Below are 18,086 nucleotides of genomic sequence, written 5' to 3'. Positions count from 1 at the left end.
CTTGCACCCCAAGCCCATAGCCTTCCCCCGGAAAAAGCTAATCGACAAACAGCAGTTAAGCCAAGTCGCATCGGCCTTGCAACCGATTAAATATATGTCAAGAAGCTTATAAAAATCCATGGTTGCCCGAAGGTACAATATCGGCGGGGATTTCCGTTCGGTAAGGTGCGGGCCATGAGTGTCCTTGGCCATCTACAATTGATACTCAGGCTGGATGCCATTCCCGACTGAGGGGCACCCGCAATTTGATGTTGCTCCAGTTGTTTCGATTGAATTCAGAGTGAACACGCGACCGGCGTCTCTTTGAATTTGCCGCCGTGCGTTTGGATGAATCGTCGTTCAGCCGGAAATTACAACGGAGGAACCCAAGATGAAGCGCAGGATAATCTACGGCATCGGAACATTAGCCGCTTCGACCGTTCTTTGGTGTACAGCACCCCCCGTGCAAGCACAGGAAGCACAAAGAAAACCCAACATTCTCCTCATCGTGTCCGACGACACGGGGTATGGCGATCTCGGTCCTTATGGCGGCGGCGAAGGTCGCGGCATGCCGACCCCGAGCATTGATAAGCTGGCGGACGAAGGCATGACCTTCTTTTCCTTCTACGCCCAGCCAAGCTGCACGCCTGGCCGCGCCGCGATGCAAACCGGACGCATACCGAACCGCAGCGGCATGACGACGGTTGCCTTCCAGGGCCAGGGCGGCGGCCTGCCAGCAGCCGAGTGGACGCTCGCGTCGGTGCTGAAGCGAGGCGGCTATCACACCTACTTCACAGGCAAATGGCATCTCGGCGAGGCTGACTATGCACTGCCGAACGCTCAGGGTTACGATGAGATGAAGTATGCCGGGCTCTATCACCTCAATGCCTACACCTATGCCGACCCGACGTGGTTCCCGGACATGGATCCGGCACTCAGAGCGATGTTCCAGAAAGTCACCAAAGGCGCGCTTTCCGGCAAGGCCGGCGGACCGGTGACCGAAGACTTCAAGGTCAACGGGCAATACGTCGACACACCCGTGATCGACGGCAAGGAAGGCGTCGTCGGCGTTCCGTTCTTTGACAGTTACGTCGAGAAGGCGGCAATCGAATTCCTCGATGAAGCCGCCAAGACGCCGGATGAACCATTCTTTATCAACGTGAACTTCATGAAGGTGCACCAGCCGAACATGCCGGCCCCGGAGTTCGAGCATAAGTCGCTGTCGAAGTCGAAGTACGCAGACTCGATCGTGGAGCTCGACACCCGAATTGGCCGGATCATGGACAAACTGCGTGAAACCGGAATGGACCGGAACACGCTGGTTTTCTACACGACGGATAATGGGGCGTGGCAAGACGTCTATCCGGACGCCGGGTACACTCCGTTCCGCGGTACCAAAGGCACCCTGCGCGAGGGCGGCAACCGTGTTCCTGCGATTGCAGTCTGGCCGGGCAAGATCAAACCTCGAACAAAGAGTCACGATCTCGTTGGGGGTCTCGACCTGATGGCGACATTCGCCGCGGTCGGCGGGGTGCCGCTGCCCGACAAGGACCGCGAAGACAAGCCCATTATTTTCGACAGCTATGACATGTCGCCGATCCTTCTCGGCACCGGAAAGTCGGAACGCAAGTCGTGGTTCTACTTTACCGAGAACGAACTCTCGCCTGGCGCGATACGCTTCAACAATTACAAGTTCGCGTTCAACATCCGCGGCGATGACGGAGCCTCGACGGGCGGGCTGGCTGTCGACTCCAACCTCGGCTGGAAGGGTGCGGAGAAATATGTAGCCACGGTTCCCCAAGTGTTCGATCTTTGGCAGGACCCGCAGGAACGTTACGACATTTTCATGAATAATTTCACCGAGCGGACCTGGATGGGCGTGGTCATGGGTGAGGAAATGAAGAAGATCATGGCCACCTACGTGCAGTACCCGCCTCGGAAGCCCCAGAGTCTAACCTACAACGGTCCGCTCACACTATCGGATTACGAACGTTTCCAGTGGATACGGGACTCGCTGGCAAAGGAGGGCGTGAGCCTTCCGATGCCGACCGGCAATTGATTTGCGCACGGCGGCCCGAATTCGGGCCGCCGTGACCTTCATCCTGAGCAAGGGAAGTTTCGGACACGCTCTAGGTCAACGATCACCGGCAATGGACCCCCGCGATAACCGGAAGATGTGGCGTGAGGTGTTTCCGAATGGGTGCAGGCTGCCGACCCGTTTCGGGCAGCCAGGGAGGGATCCAAACGATGAGTAGGATAAAAAACATCTGGTTTGGTCTGCTAGCTTCCGCTTTTGTTGCGACAGCAGCAATTGCGCCGGCAGCCGCGCAAGATCAGGAAAAACCCAACATCGTCGTCATCATGGGCGACGACATCGGCATTTGGAACATCGGCGCCTACCATCGCGGCATGATGTCCGGTCGCACGCCGAACCTCGATAAGCTCGCGGCCGAGGGCATGTTGTTTACCGACTACTACGCGGAAGCGAGTTGCACGGCGGGCCGGGCTGCATTTGTCACTGGCGAACTGCCGATCCGTACCGGAATGACCACCGTCGGCCAGGCCGGCGCCAAGACCGGCCTGCCGAGGGAAGCAATAACCGTTGCTACGGCGCTCAAGTCGATGGGCTACGCCACTGGACAATTCGGCAAGAACCATCTGGGCGACCTCAACGAGTTCTTACCCACCGTTCACGGGTTCGACGAATTCTTCGGCTACCTCTATCACCTCGACGCAATGGAGGATCCCGCGCACCCTGCCTATCCGCAGGAGCTGCTGGACAAGGTCGGTCCACGCAACATGGTTCACAGCTGGGCCACCGATGTTGACGATCCGACCGTCGACCCGCGTTGGGGCAAGGTAGGCAAGCAGAAGATCGAGGACGCCGGAACGCTTTATCCGGAGCGGATGAGGACTGTGGACGACGAAATTCGGGACTTCGCCTTTAAGTTCCTCGACAAAGCAAAGGCCGCCGGCAAGCCGTTCTTCCTATGGCTCAACCCGACCCGAATGCATATCGTCACACACCTGTCGCCGAAGTATGAGGCGCTGCGCAACTCGCAAAATGGTTGGACGATTCACGAAGCTGGCATGGCCCAGCTCGACGACGTCGTCGGGGCCACCATGCAGAAACTCAAGGACCTGGGCGTGGACGACAACACGATCGTCGTGTTCACGACCGACAACGGTACGGAGACGTTCACCTGGCCGGACGGCGGCAACACCCCGTTCAAAGGGCAAAAGGGTACGACCTATGAAGGCGGCTTCCGCGCGCCCGCGATGATTCGCTGGCCCGGCAAAGTTCCCGCCGGCGTGGTCGAGAACGGCATCATTTCTGGCTTGGACTGGTTCCCGACCTTCGCTGCCGCGGCCGGCAACACGACTCTCGAAGATGAGCTGCTGAAGGGAAAACAAATCGGCGACCGGAACTACAAGAACCATCTCGACGGCTACAACCAGATGGACCTGATCACCGGCAAGGGACCCTCGGCTCGCCATGAGATCTTCTATTTCGGCGAAAGCACGCTCGGCGCAGTGCGCATCGACGATTTCAAATATCGCTTCATTGAGCAGCCTGACGGCTGGATCGGTGGCAAGGTCCATGTCGATGCGCCGACTCTGATCAACCTGCGTCTCGACCCCTTCGAGCGACTAACCTGGCCGGCGAACGGCACGTTGGACGGCGCGCAGGAATACTTCAGCTGGTTCCAGTATGAGTTCTGGCGTTTCGTATTCGTCCAGCAGGAAGTGGCGAAATTGGCCGAAACGGCGATCGAGTATCCGCCGCTGCAGAAAGGCGCGAGCTTCAACCTCGAGGCGGTGAAAACACAGATCGAGGAAGCCGCGAAGCAACACACAGCGCAGTAAGCTCTCACTCAATCCGGCGGGTGGCTCGCAAGCTCCACCCGATCAGCATCCCAAGATGACCAAAAGGAGGGCCCGCATGTTCGCGATACATGACTTCCCCAAACCAGCCCCTGGCTTGGGACTGGCTATCATGGCCACACTTCTCTTTGTCGCTTCAGCACAGGCTCAGAGCGATCCCCTGCCGTCGTGGAACGACACCGCTCCGAAAGCGGCTGTCGTCGCCTTCGTCGGAAAGGTGACCAAGGAGGGTTCGCCCGAGTTCGTCCCGCAATCCGAGCGCGTCGCCGTGTTCGACAACGACGGCACGCTTTGGGCGGAGCATCCGATGTACACGCAGCTTGCCTTTGCGCTTGACCGCGTGAAGGTGCTTGCTCCGGCGCATCCGGAATGGAAGGACACGCAGCCGTTCAAGGCGGTGCTCGAAGGCGACATGAAGACGCTGGCCGCATCCGGCGAAAAGGGCCTGGTGGATATCATCATGACGACCCACGCGGGAATGACCAGCGACGACTTTAAGAAGGTCGTTACCGATTGGCTCGCCACTGCGCGTGACCCGAAGTTCAAGCGTCCCTACACTGAGTTGGTCTACCAGCCGATGATCGAGTTGCTCGCCTATCTGCGCGCCAACGGCTTCAAGACCTTCATCGTTTCGGGTGGCGGTATCGAGTTCGTGCGACCATGGGCCGAGCAGATCTACGGCGTCCCACCCGAGCAGGTTATCGGCTCGTCGATCAAGACCGAGTTCAGGATGCGCGACGACACGCCGACCTTATACCGCCTGCCGCAAGTTAACTTCATCGATGACAAGGCAGGCAAGCCGGTTGGGATCAACGAGCATATCGGCCGCCGGCCGATTGCTGCCTTCGGCAATTCCGACGGTGACCTTGAAATGCTGCAATGGACGACGATGGGCGGTGCGCCCGCACGTTTCGGCATGATCATTCATCACACCGATGCGGAACGCGAGTATGCCTACGACCGTGACACTGAATTTGGCCGCCTCGACAAGGCGCTTGATGCTGCAGCGATCACCGGATGGACCGTGGTCGACATGAAGGCCGACTGGAAGCAGATTTTCAGGGAGGAGTAGGATTGCGTTTTGCGCCATCGACGCGCGTTCGCGCAGTAATCCATATGCAACAGGAATGGATAGGCGGCCCTGCCGTTTGTCCCCAAGTGCAAGGACATCCACAATGAACATCACTCATTTCGCCGGTTTGATAGCCTTTGTTGGAGGCTTGGCACTGGCAACAACAGGTGCACTCGCCCAGGATTCAACCAAGAAGCATGTGCCGCTCGAAAAGACCATCGGAAGAGTTACGCCGAGCGCTCCGGTGCCGTCCCTTGCGGTGCTCAATTCGGATGGCGCAAAGATTGAAAACGAAAAGCTGGTTCTGACAGGCGTGTCAGCAAATACAATCGTCTTTGCTGACCGGCCGGTGCGGGCCGCCGGACATGTAGCCACCGAACAGTTCATCATGCAGTGGGATGAAGGCAAGGACAACTTTGCTGTCGATCCTCCGAACGCAACGGTGTCGGTATTGGGAGGCGGCGGATCGGACGTGAGTGACGCTGTGGTCACGCTGAAATCTCCAAAGCTCGAGGGCAACACACTCACATTCGACATTGCCGTTCTGGAAGGAAGTCTAAGTGCTGCGGCCGGGCCTGCCGCCGTCTTCATTGACCACTTCGGTGGCAGCTTCGGCGGAGGCGGTTTTCGTGGAGGTGGATTGGGCGGAGGCAGTTTCGCGGGAGGTGGTTTCCGTGGCGGAGACCTTGGGGCAGGTGCTTTTCACGGAGGCGACGTGCGTGTCGGCGACACAAACATCACCCGTGTGGGAGGCACGTACTGGCACGCACCCGTCTACCATGGCGCATGGTATGGCGGGGCTCCAGTTGCCGCGGGAGTGGCGGTCGGCGCAGCCGTTGGAGCGGCAGCCACCTATCCGTACTACTACAATAACCAGCAATGCGGCTACTATCCCTTCCCGCCTTGCTACTGACCCTGGTTTCCGGTCACGTCGCCAAGGCGGCGTTGACCTTCCTCAAAGCGACCACATGGAGCGTTGAGTGGCAGCATCTGTTCGGCCAGCCGCGGTTAGAGGAATAGCCGTCCTGCTCTTCCTGTTGCTCGTGCTCGCCGGGAGGAGCCTTGCGACCGACAACAGTTCGACACCCGCTCCAGATCTGCGGATCTCGATCCACAACGGATTCGTGGACGAAAAGACGTGTGCATCCTGCCATGGCGACCAGGCAGCCGCCTTCGCCAAATCCCACCATGCAAAAGCGATGGCGCTTGCCGATGACAGTACGGTACGGGGCAATTTCAACAATGTCCGGTTCGATCACGACGGTGTCGTCACGAACTTTTCTCGCCGCAACGGCCGCTTCTTCGTCCGGACCGAAGGGCCGGATGGCAAGCAGGGGGAATTCGAGGTCAAATACACCTTCGCCTATGAGCCACTGCAGCAGTATCTGATCGATCTGGGCGGCGGCAGGCTTCAGGCTCTCGACATTGCCTGGGATACCGACAAGCAGGAATGGTTCTGGCTTGGCGAAGGCACGCCAGCAAAACCGAGTTCGACATATCATTGGACAGGTCCGTTCTACCGCTGGAACCGCACCTGCATCGACTGCCATTCCACCGATCCTCAGGCCAATTTTCAGCCGGAGACGAACGACTATAGGTCAACCTATGTCGCGACCAGCATCGGCTGCCAGTCCTGTCACGGCGGCGGTGCCAAGCATGTCGAATGGGCCGAGGCAAGATCGAAAGGTGCCTCTATGTCCATCGGTCCGGATCTGGGGCTGTCGCAGGTCGACGCCAACGCCTGCTTCGGTTGCCACTCGAGACGGATCAAGCTCAGCGACGGCTATGCTGCGGGAAAGCCCTTTCTCGATTATTTCTCGCCGGCGTTGCTCCGTCCTGACCTCTACTTTCCTGACGGGCAGATTCTCGACGAGGTGTTCGAGTATGGCTCCTTCCAGCAGAGCAAGATGGCAAGGGCAGGCGTCACCTGCCTGGACTGCCACAGGCAGCACGAGGCAACGTTGAAGGCGAATGGCAATGCCTTGTGCACTCAATGCCATACGGAAACCGCGCCGGAGCGGTTCGCCAAGAATGACCCGAGCGGCGTGTTCGATACCCCGGCCCACACTCACCATCCGGCCGGTTCGAACGGCGCGCAGTGCGCCAACTGTCACATGCCGCAGCGCACCTATATGAAGGTCGATCCGCGCCGCGACCACTCCTTCGTGATCCCGCGCCCCGATCTCTCCACCGTTTACGGAACGCCGAATGCCTGTACGACGTGCCATGAGGGCAAAACCAATGCCTGGGCGGCGGAGAACATGGACAAGTGGTACGGCACGGCTTGGCGTGTGCGCCCGACGATCGCGCATACTTTCGTCGCGGCAGCAAGAAGCGATCCGGCTTCGATCGGGGCTCTGCGCAAGCTAGTCTCAGACCGGGAAGAGGCCGGCATTGTCAGAGGCAGCGCAATCGCGCAGATGAGCCGGATCGGGGGAGCCGACGTCGTCACCGACATCAAGGCGGCCGCGGGAGATTCCGATCCTCTGGTCAGGCTGGGCGCTGCGGAGGCGGCCGGCAATTTGCCGCACGGACTCAGATTGGACGCCATCGGCAAGCTGCTTGGCGACGAAACCCGCGCGGTACGTGTGGCCGCAGCGACAGCACTCGGCAGCACACCGTCTTCGGATCTCCTTGGGGATCAAAGAAAGAGCTTCGACGCCGCCGTCGAAGACCTGCGTGCCTATGTCGAGGCCAACGCCGACGTTGCCGAAGCACAGAACAACTACGGAACCTTCCTCTTCGGCCAGCGGCGCGCCGGAGAGGCGGAAAAGGCGTTCCGCCAGGCGATCGTGCTCGACCCGGCGCTTGCTGGTCCGCATATCAACCTTGCCGAACTCTATCGTGCCATGGGTCAAAACGAGAAATCGGAACGCGCCTACGCCGAAGCCATCGCGATCTCGCCTGATCACGCAGATCTGCGCTACGGACACGCGCTTTCGCTCGTTCGCGAGAAAGCAATGCCTGAGGCGATCCGGGAACTCGATGAAGCCATACGGCTGGATCCGGGAAATGCCCGCTACAAGACGACGCTTGCCATCGCACTCGATTCGATCGGCCGGACGCAGGAAGCATTTGACCTGCTAGGTCGCGCAGTCGCGAGTGGAGAGCTCGACGCCAATCTGCTTGGTACTGCAGTCCACCATGGACTGAAGCTCAGACGCTTCCCGGAGACACTGAAATACGCCGAGGCACTGGCCCGCCTGCGACCGGATGATCCGCAGATTTCAGAGCTGGTCAGACAATTGCGGGAAGTAACCGGCACGAAATGATGGCAAAGATACATACAGCCCACCGGTCGCTTCCGCACGACCAAGTATTGCTGTGCTTCGGCCCCAATACTTGCTATTTGAAGAGAGCTGATTTGTTTTTGCGAACGCGCAGACCGCTTGGGGACGCTTGCTGCGCTGAACATGACTTAGGCTTGGGGGAAGCGTGAGCAATCTACGCAGTGGTGGCATCCGCGTCACCTCATCATCGTCTCTTCGTCGTCTTCGGCGACTATTCCTTTGCGTTGCGCTCATCGTCCCTGCGGGATGTGGCGGGCATCCAAAGGGCGTATTGACGCCCGTTGCCGACGCGTCGCCCGGTTCGACCCGGGTCAGCATGCTGGTCACCACCACGCGTGGCCGCTCCGAGCATGCCGGAGAGATGTTCACGGGCGAGCGGGCACGCGCACCTGCGTTCGCGGACATCACGGTGTCGATCCCGCCTGTTCGCAAGGTCGGCGATGTCGCCTGGCCAAAGAGACTTCCTCCCAATCCGGCGACCGATTTCGCGACTCTCAAGGCGGAAGAGATCAGCCAGGACGATGCCAAGACCTGGCTCAACGCCACCGTAAGAAAGAGTCCCGACCGCAGCGTGCTCGTGTTCATCCACGGGTTCAACAACCGCTTCGAGGACTCCGTCTACCGCTTCGCACAGATCGTCCATGACTCAGGCGTCAAGAGTGCACCTGTGCTTGTGACCTGGCCATCGCGGGGCAGCCTGCTCGCCTATGGATACGATCGCGAAAGCACCAATTACACGCGCAACGCCCTGGAGAAATTGTTTCAGTATCTGGCCGCCGATCCGGAAGTGAAGGAGGTCTCTATCCTCGCGCATTCGATGGGCAACTGGCTGGCCCTCGAAGGGTTACGCCAAATGGCGATCCGTAACGGTGGCTTGCCCCCGAAGTTCAAGAATGTGATGCTTGCGGCTCCGGACGTCGACGTCGACGTGTTCCGATCACAGATCGAGGACATGGGTAAACGGCAGCCGCGGTTCACATTATTCGTATCCCGCGATGACCGCGCGCTTGCCTTTTCGCGCAGGGTCTGGGGCGACATCCCCCGGCTGGGCTCGATCGATCCGGAGGAAGCGCCCTACAAGGACGAGATGGAAGCCCATGAGATTACCGTGATCGACCTCACCAAGGTGAAGGCCGGCGACGGTCTCCACCACAGCAAGTTCGCGGAATCCCCGCAGGTGGTCCAGCTCATCGGCGCACGCATCTCCGAGGGCCAGACGCTGACCGACAGCCGGATGGGCCTTGGGGATCACCTGATCGCAGGAACCACGGGAGCAGCGGCAGCGGCCGGCAACGCCGCAGGTCTGATCCTGGCAGCCCCGGTCGCCGCGGTAGATCCGAATACCCGAGACAACTACGCCCACCACGTAAGCGGGATGGCTGGACATATCGGCGGAGAGCAGAAGATTGCGGTGAACGAATGCGCATCGAAGCAGGCAGCGAGAAGGGATCCGGCATGCCGCGCGGTGCGGAACTGACGAAACATTGGGCAGCGGTGCCTTCCGACAGAAGGGGATAAAACGATGATGAAGTTTTTGAAACTCAGGCTCTTCGCGGCTGTCGCCGTCATGATTTGCGGCGGCGCCCAGGCGGCGGACGTATCGCCTCTCCTGACCCAGGATCCAAAGCCTGCCGAAGCCCCGGAAGGTTGGACATTCTCGATTGCCCCATATCTGTGGATTGCCGGCATATCGGGCGATACGTCGCAATTCGGGCTCCCCACGGTCAACATCGATGCCGACTTCGGCGATATCCTGAGCAATCTCGATTTCGCGTTCATGGCGGCAGGCGAAGCCCGATACGATCGTTTCAGCGTCATCGGCGACGTCATCTACACGAAGCTCTCCGCCGATGGTGAGACCCCATTTGGGGTATTGGCGACTGATGTCGAGGCCACGTCGGAAAGCTTTTCGGGCTTGCTGGGCATAGGCTACGCGCTCCTCGACGGTCCGGCCGGACATCTGGACATCGTCGGTGGTGCGAAGCTTTGGTCGGTCGACACAACGCTCTCGTTCAACGGCGGCTTGCTCGGCGGCATCGAGCGAAACGACAGCGCCACATGGCTGGACGGCATGGTCGGCTTGCGCGGGAAGTATTCTTTCACGCCGGAAATCTATCTGACCGGATGGGGACTGGTCGGCGGCGGTGGAGCCGACATCGACTGGGATGTCGCCTTGGGCGTCGGGTATGATTTCAACGACAGGATTTCGGCCATCGCCGGATATCGAGCTCTCGGAGTCGATTACAGCGACGACGGCTTCGTATTCGATGTTGTTCAGCAAGGACCGATCCTCGGGCTCGCCGTGCGCTTCTAGCGCGATTTCGCCTCTGAAAGCCTGGAGCCCATCGCGACAGGCTGTCGACGCCGGCCGTCGTCAGCTTTCGTTGAAAAGTTCCGTTACAGGATTGTGCAGTTTAATCACCATTCAGCGCCGGAACCGACCCAGCAATATTGGCATTCAGAACTTTGTCATGTTCGCCGCCGGTGGGTTGGGTGATCGCTCAAGGGTCGCCTTGTATTCCCCCACTACCTTCAGCAGCGGTCCGAGAACCCAGTTGTACATCTCGCCGATATTGTGCTCTTCCTGCGGATCCGACTCAATGTTGAACACCTTCGGATACCCGTTCATGGGTGCGGCGCCGGATCCGATACCGCCCATCAGCGTCGCGCCGCCTGGGCCGCTGCGTCCAGGTGCTACGTCTGCAAAATAGGCCCGGAATTGTTTCCAGCGAACGGCGACCAAATCGGAACCCACGAAGGTCAGCAAATGCTCACGCCGTCCTTTATCATTCTCGCCGCGCAGCAGATCGATCTGATCGATACCGTCGATTGGCCTGTCGTTAGGCACCTTGCCGTCTGCCACGTTCGCGAAGGTAGGGAAGAAATCCATGATCGAAAACATCGCGTGGGAGGACCGTGGCCTGATCCGTTGCGGCCAGCGGATCACGGCGGCGGTGCGGATGGCGCCTTCGCTGACGTCACCCAACGCGCCGCGATAGGGTCCGGTCGTCCCCATGTCTGGCATGTCGGTGCCGAAGCGGCTCGCTCCGGGGCCGTCCGGTCCGTTGTCGGAAGCAAAGACCACGATGGAGTCGTCCTCAATGTTTAGCTCCTTCAACGCATCAAGCATCGCGCCGACAATTGCATCGCCCTCCATCAGAGAATCGCCGAACTGTCCTATTCGGGATGCTCCTTCGAAGCGTTCCGAAGGCAAGTTCGGAAAGTGCGTCCGGGAAATCGGCAGGTAAAGGAAGAACGGCTTGCCTGCTGCCGTCTGACGCTTCATGAAATCGACACCGTGATCCACCAGTTCCCAGTCGATCCCGCGGCGCACTTCCGCAGTGTATGGCTTTACCAGCTTTAATGGTTCTTCCCGTTTGGCCTCAACAATATGCGGTCCCTTGTTGAGGGGAATGTCGACGGACTTGGTCTGGCGGCCCTGGCGGATCATGCCGAACACGTCCCAGGTATCACCGGGCGGGATTCCGTAGAACTCGTCGAACCCCTGGTTCTGCGGCTGGCTATACGTCTGCCCGCCGAGGTGCCACTTGCCGAAGATCGCAGTAGCGTACCCCGCGTCGTGCAGCATCTCCGCCATCGTGATTTCGTCCGCCGGCAACGAAAACGGGGTGCCGGCAACGGCGACCAGGGAGAGGCCGGAGCGGATGGAGTAGCGCCCCGTCATCAATGCGGCGCGCGACGGCGTGCAGGATGGCTCGACCAGAAACTGAGTCAGCCGCAATCCTTCTGCGGCGAGTTGGTCGATGCGCGGTGTCGGCGATCCGCGCAGCTCCCCACCGCCGTAGGCGCCGACGTCGCCGTAGCCGATATTGTCCGCCAGAATAAACAGGATATTCGGCTTTGATTGCTGCGCAAATGCCGTTCCCACAAGCAACGACTGAGCGACGAGACACAACCCGATCGCCAGTGCCCGGCGCGTTTGCTGCCATAATGTAAGCCGTATCATCCTGTGCCTCCACTTGACTACCGGTCTGGAAATATCCGACAGGCGGATATCGTGGTTCATCGGAGGATATCCATCAGTTCGGCAGCCGCTGGCGCTCCTGCGCTCGTGGAAATGTCTTCTGTGACCGAGCGATCGCCGCTCCGGGAGTGTTATGTGGTCCAGTCTGTGGGTTAAATTAAAACTCTGTCTATTGTCCTTTGGGGAAACGGCCGCAAGCCATGGTAAGATTCGTTGCAGCCACGGACTCGAAGCGGTCGCGCAGTGCTCGATCAGGATTGATCTTGCCGCAGCACGGGGCGACCCTGACTAATGTCGTCCCACTGCCTTTCTTTCGAAGGGTGCGCTGGCGATCCCGAGAAGCCGCAGCTGCCCACGGATGATGTTGACTGAAAATGTTGAAGCGGTCAGGGCAGTTCTTATCGACCAGCCCGTCGGACCAAACTGATCCTGTTACCCTTAAGAAATTGCGGTGGCGCGCGGGCAAGCGCATGCGCTAAGATAGTGATTCAGTGGGAGTTTTACCCTTGATGAAGTCGAGCCTCGATCATCTGCCGGAAAAGAAGCAGCGCGAACTGGCGCGCATTGTCGAGATCATTCACGAGGAGTTCGAGGACGCGTTGAAGGGAGGGAGGCGGAATTCAAGAAGAAGGGCCGCATCTGGAAGATCATTCACTTTGGGTCTTACGCCCGCGGCACCTGGGTTGATGAACCGCATACAAAGAAAGGATATCGCTCGGATTACGACATCCTCATCATCGTCAATACGAGGAAGCTGACCGACCCCGCGTATTGGTACGCTACCAAGGACCGTTTGATGCGTGACCGGGGCATTAAAACGCCGGTTACTCCCATCATCCACTCGCGCCGTGAAGTAGGGGACGCGCTTCACCAGGGCCAGTATTTCTTCTCCGACATACGGAAGGAAGGCATTGTTCTGTTTGAGGTCGATATCAAAGAACTTCCTCTTGCAAAGACGCCCAGCACTGAAGCGGCCTACGAAAATGCGAAGCTGTATTTCGAGGACAGGCTGTCCGATGCCCGAGCTTTCTTAAAGGGCGGCAAATTTTACCTTTCTGAGAAAGAATTGAGGCAAGCCGCTTTTTCGCTCCATCAGGCGTTGGAACTGGCCTATTCAGGCCTCCTTAGCTGTTCGACAGAGATGGTTTCATCGGGACCGCTTGGCAACCCGTCCCCGGCAATCTCTCCCAGAACGCGCTTCGCTTCATCGAGGGCAGCCGCCAGATCGACGAATTCATAACACTCTTCGCTCGCCACTTCGCCGTCCTGATCCTTGAACCGAAACCTGTAAATCGACATCAGATGCTCCTCGGCCTGGTGGCAGAACCGCATGCCTAGGATATGGTTCTAGGACAATGTGAGAAATCAGAGGAAGGCTTGGCCACGTGACAGCCAATCGATCATCATTCACCTTGATCGAGGAAGAAGCGGACCATTTCTGTTGTGGCGTTCGGCCCTCGAGGATCTGTGTATGACCCGTCGGCATGTCCGCCTGACCACGCATGCCCCGCGCCGTTCACCAGCCAGTATTCCAATGCCGGCCTTCCTTTCTCGTCCGTAAGAACGGTTGTTTCATAGGTCAGGCCGCCGGCGCAACGGCCGGGCTTGCTCGCTGCGCCACCAGGCACAGATGGGGTTGCCGCCGCGACGATCCGATCGGCGTTGGAGGGATGGACCGTCCGGTCAGCGTCGCCGTGAAAAACGATTGTGCGGACGCGGCATGCCGGGACTGAATCCTTCAGCGTTCTCGTGCGAGAGGCGAGACCGCCGTCCCCACGCATAGCGGTGAATGCCGAAACGACGTCGGTGGCCGATCCGCAGGCCAGCCCGGAATGGATCCCCACCGCTGCATAGAGATCAGGATAGGCCTCGGCCATCACCGCCGCCATCGCTCCGCCGGCAGACAGGCCCGCGATGAAGATCTGGCTGCGATCGAGTTCGAAGTCCTGAATGATCTCTTCCGTGATGCCGGCGATGATCGCAGGCTCGCCAGCGCCGCGTCTCTGATCCGAGGACCGGAACCAGTTCCAGCAAGATGATGCGTTGTCCGCACCCGTCTGGCCGGGATAGGCCACCATCAGGCCGTGTGCTTCGGCGGTGGCGTTCATGCCGGTTCCAATCGCGAAGTCGTCTGGATCCTGCTTGCAACCATGCAGCATAACGACGAGGCCTCGCGGCACGGCTGGCGCGGAGGCCGGAACGTAGAGCTTGTAGCTTCGCGTGCCCGCCGCACACGTGAACGAGCGTGCCAGATATTTTGCACCATCCGGGATTACAGGCTTAAGGGAGCGTCGTGTCATTCCGGGAAGGCCGCCGTCTGAAAATGATGGGAGCTTCCCGGCCACCGAGCGTCCTTCACTGAGGATCCTGAGCGTGTCTCCCAGCGGCCGTCGCACCCGCGGCGATCGTTGAAAAGTATCCGTCTCGGCGAGAGCGGTTTCCGGTTTTGCCGCAGGCTCTATGAGCTGGGCGTGAGGATCTACCGGAAATGGCTTCGGGCGCGATTTCGCGGGCGGGGGCGTGATGTCGGAAACCGCCGGTCCATGTTCGCCTGAGACGGTTCGCCCGGCAAGAGTATCCAGGATCACCCGGGTGGCTTCCGAAGGGTTCGAGGCACGCGTGAAGAGCGTTGCCCGGCGCATGGCCGCAGCAAATTCATCGTTCATGGGTAGTGTCCTTTGTTGACGGCGCGATCACCTTATCGGATGCGATCTGCGAGCGCGGATTTCAGTTCCGCGCTGGCCTGAAGCGTGCCGAGCACGGTGATGGATTCGATTGTCGCAAGGGCGAGGTCGGGCGTTACGTCCGGGGCGATACGGGCGAGGCCCACCACTTTGATGTGCAACCTTTCTCCGGCCGCCTTTACGGACTCCAAGTCGGCTCTGCTGTAGTCGCGCAGTCCAACTTCGAGCGTGTGACGGACAATAGATTGCTTTACTGCCTCGCCCTCAATGCCAAGCTGGTTCCGAATCGCCGTGCGGATGAAATCGGAGCGATTTGAGTAGAATCCTTCCTGAATGAGGAGGTCGATGCGACCGAGATCGACATAGCCAAGATTAATTGTGATCTTTTCCGATTCAGACCACTTTTCGGGAAGCCTGCGTATATTGTCCGCCATGATCATTCTCCATCCATGTGGATGGTATATGGATGGTAAAATGTGGTATTCAAGAGCCGTTGAGACGATGTCGAAGAAATGGCGGATCTATCGCCGTGTCGGCCACACGCGCCACGATCTTGTCAACTATCGACGGCCGCGGGCGAGCCGCCTCCGCTAGTTCGGTTACCAACATCGCGATGGAATGAGACTGCGATCCGCGTGAGCGAGCAACGTCTGAAGGATTTGATCGAGGCGTTGCCGGGTGCGGTCTACACGACGGACTTCAAGGCGAAGGATTGCGGCTATCACCTCATAATGTGGCAACAACTCATTGTAACATCGGAGATCTACTGAATGAGGTCTTCCGAAGACAGCCGACACCTTCATCAAGACGGTCTCATGTGTGGAGCGGCCGTCTGTTGCAAGAGAGAAAATCTGTGATGCCGCTCTGGTCGGGTGCAAGCCATGTGTCCGGCCTTCGCTTAGATTTTAGCTCTGCGCCTTGTATGCGTCGGTGTCGTCGTTTGTTGCCGAGGCAAATCGTGCCGAGGCCGAAGCCATCGACGTCAAGTGCGTGAGACTGGTGGAAACCGCGGCGGACAAGTTCGTGGCCTTGGCGCGCAGGGCGGGCTTCGCTTTCTCGGGTCTTGGTCCCCTTGATCATACGCTTGTTCGTCACGTCTATGACCTATCGCGAATGGATGGCCATTATGATCTGGACGCCGCCGTCGCGATCGCTCTTGAGACCATGAAGGCGGAGGCCGCGGCGCGGGCGGGGGACTATCCCGCCTACAAGGAGGATCCCAAGGCGGAAACGCTTCGCACTTACAAGATCATGGCGGCGAAACGAAATTTGCCGAGGGATATGCGAAACTACTCGGTGATCTCGTCTACGGTGAGAGGCCTGATTTCGAGGAGGCATTCAAAGCGGCGCAACGATTCGCCGAACGGCTCCATAACGCATAAGCGTCTGATCTTGGAAGCATTTATTTCTCTAATCATTTCAATTGCCGGCGGCAAGGAGGGCATCCTACTCCTTTGGTCGGCATAGAGGCGCGGACAACGCGGTGCCAACCGTGAACAGTGAGTTTTCAAGCTGCAGGCAGAACATCCTTAGCAGTACCAGCGCACCTAAACTTCTAAAAGAAAGGGTATTGATTCTGGACCAAGATATGGTCTAGATATCTTACGAAATTGGACCTTTAAGTGGTCCGGAATAGGGAGCACGCGATGCAGGTGTCCGTTACTGAAGCGAAAGGTCAATTGACAGAGTTGGTTCGGCGTGCCGAAGCGGGAGATGAGGTTATCTTGACCCGGCATGGCCATGCGGCAGTGCGTCTTGTTCCCGTAAAGACGGGGCCTGACAGAAGATCTCGTCGGGCGCTACTCGAGGCGGTTCGTACCGCCGCGTCCATGAAGGCGACGCCCGGACCCAACGCAGCGCGTAGCCAGGATTTTCTCTACGGCGCTGATGGCCTTCCGGAATGATCGCCGTAGATACGTCGGCGCTGATGGCGATCGTGCTAGGTGAGCCTGAAGCGAATTTCTGTATCGGTGCGCTCGAAACCGAAGCCGACCTTCTAATCTCTGCGGGCACGGTCGCGGAAGCTCTGATCGTGTCTGCTCGGCGGAATGTTGGGGAGGAGATGGCACGCCTTATTGATGGGCTGGGCTTCGAAATTGTAACTCTTACGCCCGCTTCTGCGAGGCGGATCGCCCATGCATATGAAATGTGGGGTAAGGGCGTCCATCCAGCGGGGCTGAATTTCGGGGACTGTTTCGCCTACGAAGTGGCGAAGGAACATGCTTGCCGCCTGCTCTTTGTCGGCGATGATTTTACTAAGACTGATATTGAGGGAGTTATCTGAGGTGCGATGGTGACGGAAGCGACTGCGCGCTGCCTCCGCCCATTTGCATGCCTCGTTGGCATTCGCGCCGAGGACCGCAATCCGGTCGGCTGCGGCCTTATCGAGGGGCAATATTCCGTCGTTTTTCGGAAGCACCGCGCCTTCTGCGCGAAGCTTTCGCCTCCACTCGGCCCTCGACTATCTCGCGCCAGACGCTTACGAAGCCAGTCTCTCGCAACAGCGGCAAAAGACACCAGACGTAATTCACAGCAGGGAGAACTGTTACTGATTGCTGTCTCACCAAAGAGGTGCAGTCCAATTGGTGTCCATCTGGGCACGGGTTTCACGGCAAGAAGTTCACACCCCTCGCTGCAATTGCGACGTGAAGGTCGCTCGCGTAACCGACACGCTTGTGCCGGTGGAATTGCTGACCATGTCCACTCGAGCGTCGAGCTGTTTTGCAAGAGCCTGAACGATCGCCGTGCCTAGTCCGCCACTTGTTTCGGCTGCACTATCGACTTGCTTTCCTATGCCACTGTCGGAAACGATCAGCTTCCAATCCGGCCCCCTGATCTCATAGGTAACGAGGATCACGGCGTCCGCCTTGGCGACAGGGAAGGCGTATTTTATCGCGTTGATCACGAGCTCGGTGACGATCAGGCCGAGGCCGACGGCCTTGTCGGACCCGATCCTTCCTTCGTCCGCTATCACGTTGATCGTAATGGGCTGGCTTTCGCCGATCATCGAGGATGCCAGGCTTTCGCAAAGCTTCGTCAGGTAGGATCCGACCTCGATCTGGTCGATGCCAGATACGTGGAGGTGCCTTTGCACCTCGGCGACCGACATTACGCGCTGGTGGGCATCCCGCAAGTCGCGCCGTGTTTCCTCGGACGTGACCGCCCGCGCTTTCAACAGTAATATGCTGGCG

Annotated in this window: 16 protein-coding genes and 2 pseudogenes; 12 read left to right on the top strand and 6 right to left on the bottom strand. The window is 59.0% G+C overall.

The window, feature by feature from the left end:
• The first annotated feature begins 370 nt into the window (after window positions 1-370).
• The 7 genes from BLP23_RS31755 (at window position 371) to BLP23_RS31725 (ending at window position 10,540) form a co-directional block, all read left to right on the top strand.
• Complete coding sequence (locus BLP23_RS31755; RefSeq protein ID WP_092588658.1) at window positions 371-2,038, top strand: arylsulfatase; 1,668 nt, start codon at window positions 371-373, stop codon at window positions 2,036-2,038.
• A 188-nt stretch (window positions 2,039-2,226) separates the two neighbouring features.
• Window positions 2,227-3,846, top strand: a complete 1,620-nt coding sequence (locus BLP23_RS31750) for an arylsulfatase (protein WP_092588657.1) — start codon at window positions 2,227-2,229, stop codon at window positions 3,844-3,846.
• A 76-nt stretch (window positions 3,847-3,922) separates the two neighbouring features.
• Window positions 3,923-4,936, top strand: a complete 1,014-nt coding sequence (locus BLP23_RS31745) for an HAD family hydrolase (RefSeq protein WP_092588656.1) — start codon at window positions 3,923-3,925, stop codon at window positions 4,934-4,936.
• Between the two features lie 103 nt (window positions 4,937-5,039).
• Window positions 5,040-5,849, top strand: a complete 810-nt coding sequence (locus BLP23_RS31740) for a hypothetical protein (RefSeq protein WP_092588655.1) — start codon at window positions 5,040-5,042, stop codon at window positions 5,847-5,849.
• Window positions 5,850-5,916: 67 nt separating this feature from the next.
• Window positions 5,917-8,208, top strand: a complete 2,292-nt coding sequence (locus tag BLP23_RS31735; protein ID WP_092588654.1) for a tetratricopeptide repeat protein — start codon at window positions 5,917-5,919, stop codon at window positions 8,206-8,208.
• 187 nt (window positions 8,209-8,395) lie between these two features.
• Window positions 8,396-9,703, top strand: a complete 1,308-nt coding sequence (locus BLP23_RS31730; RefSeq protein WP_407691825.1) for an alpha/beta hydrolase — start codon at window positions 8,396-8,398, stop codon at window positions 9,701-9,703.
• A gap of 48 nt (window positions 9,704-9,751) precedes the next feature.
• Window positions 9,752-10,540 carry a hypothetical protein gene (locus BLP23_RS31725; protein WP_407691824.1) on the top strand — a complete coding sequence of 263 codons (789 nt, stop codon included), beginning with the start codon at window positions 9,752-9,754 and terminating at the stop codon, window positions 10,538-10,540.
• A gap of 144 nt (window positions 10,541-10,684) precedes the next feature.
• Here BLP23_RS31725 and BLP23_RS31720 read toward each other — a convergent pair whose 3' ends face one another.
• Window positions 10,685-12,253 carry an arylsulfatase gene (locus BLP23_RS31720; RefSeq protein WP_233426886.1) on the bottom strand — a complete coding sequence of 523 codons (1,569 nt, stop codon included), beginning with the start codon at window positions 12,251-12,253 and terminating at the stop codon, window positions 10,685-10,687.
• A gap of 467 nt (window positions 12,254-12,720) precedes the next feature.
• On the opposite strand from BLP23_RS31720, the pseudogene BLP23_RS34860 reads away from it, so the two are divergent.
• A pseudogene (locus BLP23_RS34860) lies at window positions 12,721-13,143 on the top strand (nucleotidyltransferase domain-containing protein); the annotation flags it as partial.
• Window positions 13,144-13,321: 178 nt separating this feature from the next.
• On the opposite strand, the gene BLP23_RS35450 reads toward BLP23_RS34860, so the two are convergent.
• The 3 genes from BLP23_RS35450 to BLP23_RS31705 form a co-directional block, all read right to left on the bottom strand.
• Window positions 13,322-13,510, bottom strand: a complete 189-nt coding sequence (locus tag BLP23_RS35450) for a DUF6894 family protein (RefSeq protein ID WP_092588650.1) — start codon at window positions 13,508-13,510, stop codon at window positions 13,322-13,324.
• Window positions 13,511-13,614: 104 nt separating this feature from the next.
• On the bottom strand, window positions 13,615-14,877 hold the full coding sequence (locus BLP23_RS31710) for an extracellular catalytic domain type 1 short-chain-length polyhydroxyalkanoate depolymerase (RefSeq protein ID WP_092588649.1): 1,263 nt from the start codon (window positions 14,875-14,877) through the stop codon (window positions 13,615-13,617).
• Window positions 14,878-14,909: 32 nt separating this feature from the next.
• Entirely contained in the window at window positions 14,910-15,329 is a 420-nt protein-coding gene (locus tag BLP23_RS31705) for a CopG family transcriptional regulator (protein ID WP_092588648.1), read from the bottom strand.
• A 201-nt stretch (window positions 15,330-15,530) separates the two neighbouring features.
• On the opposite strand from BLP23_RS31705, the gene BLP23_RS35030 reads away from it, so the two are divergent.
• From BLP23_RS35030 to BLP23_RS31690, 4 genes are all read left to right on the top strand, one after another.
• Window positions 15,531-15,665, top strand: coding sequence for a hypothetical protein (locus BLP23_RS35030; protein WP_267890124.1), 135 nt, complete (start codon window positions 15,531-15,533; stop codon window positions 15,663-15,665).
• 160 nt (window positions 15,666-15,825) lie between these two features.
• Entirely contained in the window at window positions 15,826-16,362 is a 537-nt protein-coding gene (locus tag BLP23_RS31700; protein ID WP_233426885.1) for a nucleotidyl transferase AbiEii/AbiGii toxin family protein, read from the top strand.
• Window positions 16,363-16,541: 179 nt separating this feature from the next.
• Window positions 16,542-16,799, top strand: coding sequence for a type II toxin-antitoxin system Phd/YefM family antitoxin (locus tag BLP23_RS31695; protein ID WP_092588647.1), 258 nt, complete (start codon window positions 16,542-16,544; stop codon window positions 16,797-16,799).
• Window positions 16,796-17,179 (top strand): type II toxin-antitoxin system VapC family toxin, encoded by a 384-nt coding sequence (locus tag BLP23_RS31690; RefSeq protein WP_092588646.1) that lies wholly within the window; start codon window positions 16,796-16,798, stop codon window positions 17,177-17,179. The genes BLP23_RS31695 and BLP23_RS31690 overlap by 4 nt, the downstream gene beginning before the upstream one ends.
• A gap of 22 nt (window positions 17,180-17,201) precedes the next feature.
• Here BLP23_RS31690 and BLP23_RS35445 read toward each other — a convergent pair.
• Together BLP23_RS35445 and BLP23_RS31685 are read right to left on the bottom strand one after the other, a co-directional pair.
• Window positions 17,202-17,338, bottom strand: a pseudogene (locus BLP23_RS35445) (glycoside hydrolase family 3 C-terminal domain-containing protein); the annotation flags it as partial.
• A 177-nt stretch (window positions 17,339-17,515) separates the two neighbouring features.
• A partial coding sequence (locus tag BLP23_RS31685) for a sensor histidine kinase (RefSeq protein ID WP_139187146.1) occupies window positions 17,516-18,086 on the bottom strand: 571 nt, incomplete at its 5' end.

Origin of the sequence: Rhizobium mongolense subsp. loessense, from assembly GCF_900099775.1 — a bacterium.
Taxonomy (GTDB): domain Bacteria; phylum Pseudomonadota; class Alphaproteobacteria; order Rhizobiales; family Rhizobiaceae; genus Rhizobium; species Rhizobium loessense.
This window is presented reverse-complemented; position numbering and strand designations above follow the sequence as displayed.

Coding starts and splice junctions, on each gene's coding strand:
- BLP23_RS31695 (WP_092588647.1), top strand. CDS start 16,542: ATGCAGGTGTCCGTTACTGAAGCGAAAGGTCAATTGACAGAGTTGGTT.
- BLP23_RS31750 (WP_092588657.1), top strand. CDS start 2,227: ATGAGTAGGATAAAAAACATCTGGTTTGGTCTGCTAGCTTCCGCTTTT.
- BLP23_RS31725 (WP_407691824.1), top strand. CDS start 9,752: ATGAAGTTTTTGAAACTCAGGCTCTTCGCGGCTGTCGCCGTCATGATT.
- BLP23_RS31710 (WP_092588649.1), bottom strand. CDS start 14,877: ATGAACGATGAATTTGCTGCGGCCATGCGCCGGGCAACGCTCTTCACG.
- BLP23_RS31740 (WP_092588655.1), top strand. CDS start 5,040: ATGAACATCACTCATTTCGCCGGTTTGATAGCCTTTGTTGGAGGCTTG.
- BLP23_RS31755 (WP_092588658.1), top strand. CDS start 371: ATGAAGCGCAGGATAATCTACGGCATCGGAACATTAGCCGCTTCGACC.
- BLP23_RS31705 (WP_092588648.1), bottom strand. CDS start 15,329: ATGGCGGACAATATACGCAGGCTTCCCGAAAAGTGGTCTGAATCGGAA.
- BLP23_RS31690 (WP_092588646.1), top strand. CDS start 16,796: ATGATCGCCGTAGATACGTCGGCGCTGATGGCGATCGTGCTAGGTGAG.
- BLP23_RS31745 (WP_092588656.1), top strand. CDS start 3,923: ATGTTCGCGATACATGACTTCCCCAAACCAGCCCCTGGCTTGGGACTG.
- BLP23_RS35450 (WP_092588650.1), bottom strand. CDS start 13,510: ATGTCGATTTACAGGTTTCGGTTCAAGGATCAGGACGGCGAAGTGGCG.
- BLP23_RS31720 (WP_233426886.1), bottom strand. CDS start 12,253: ATGAACCACGATATCCGCCTGTCGGATATTTCCAGACCGGTAGTCAAG.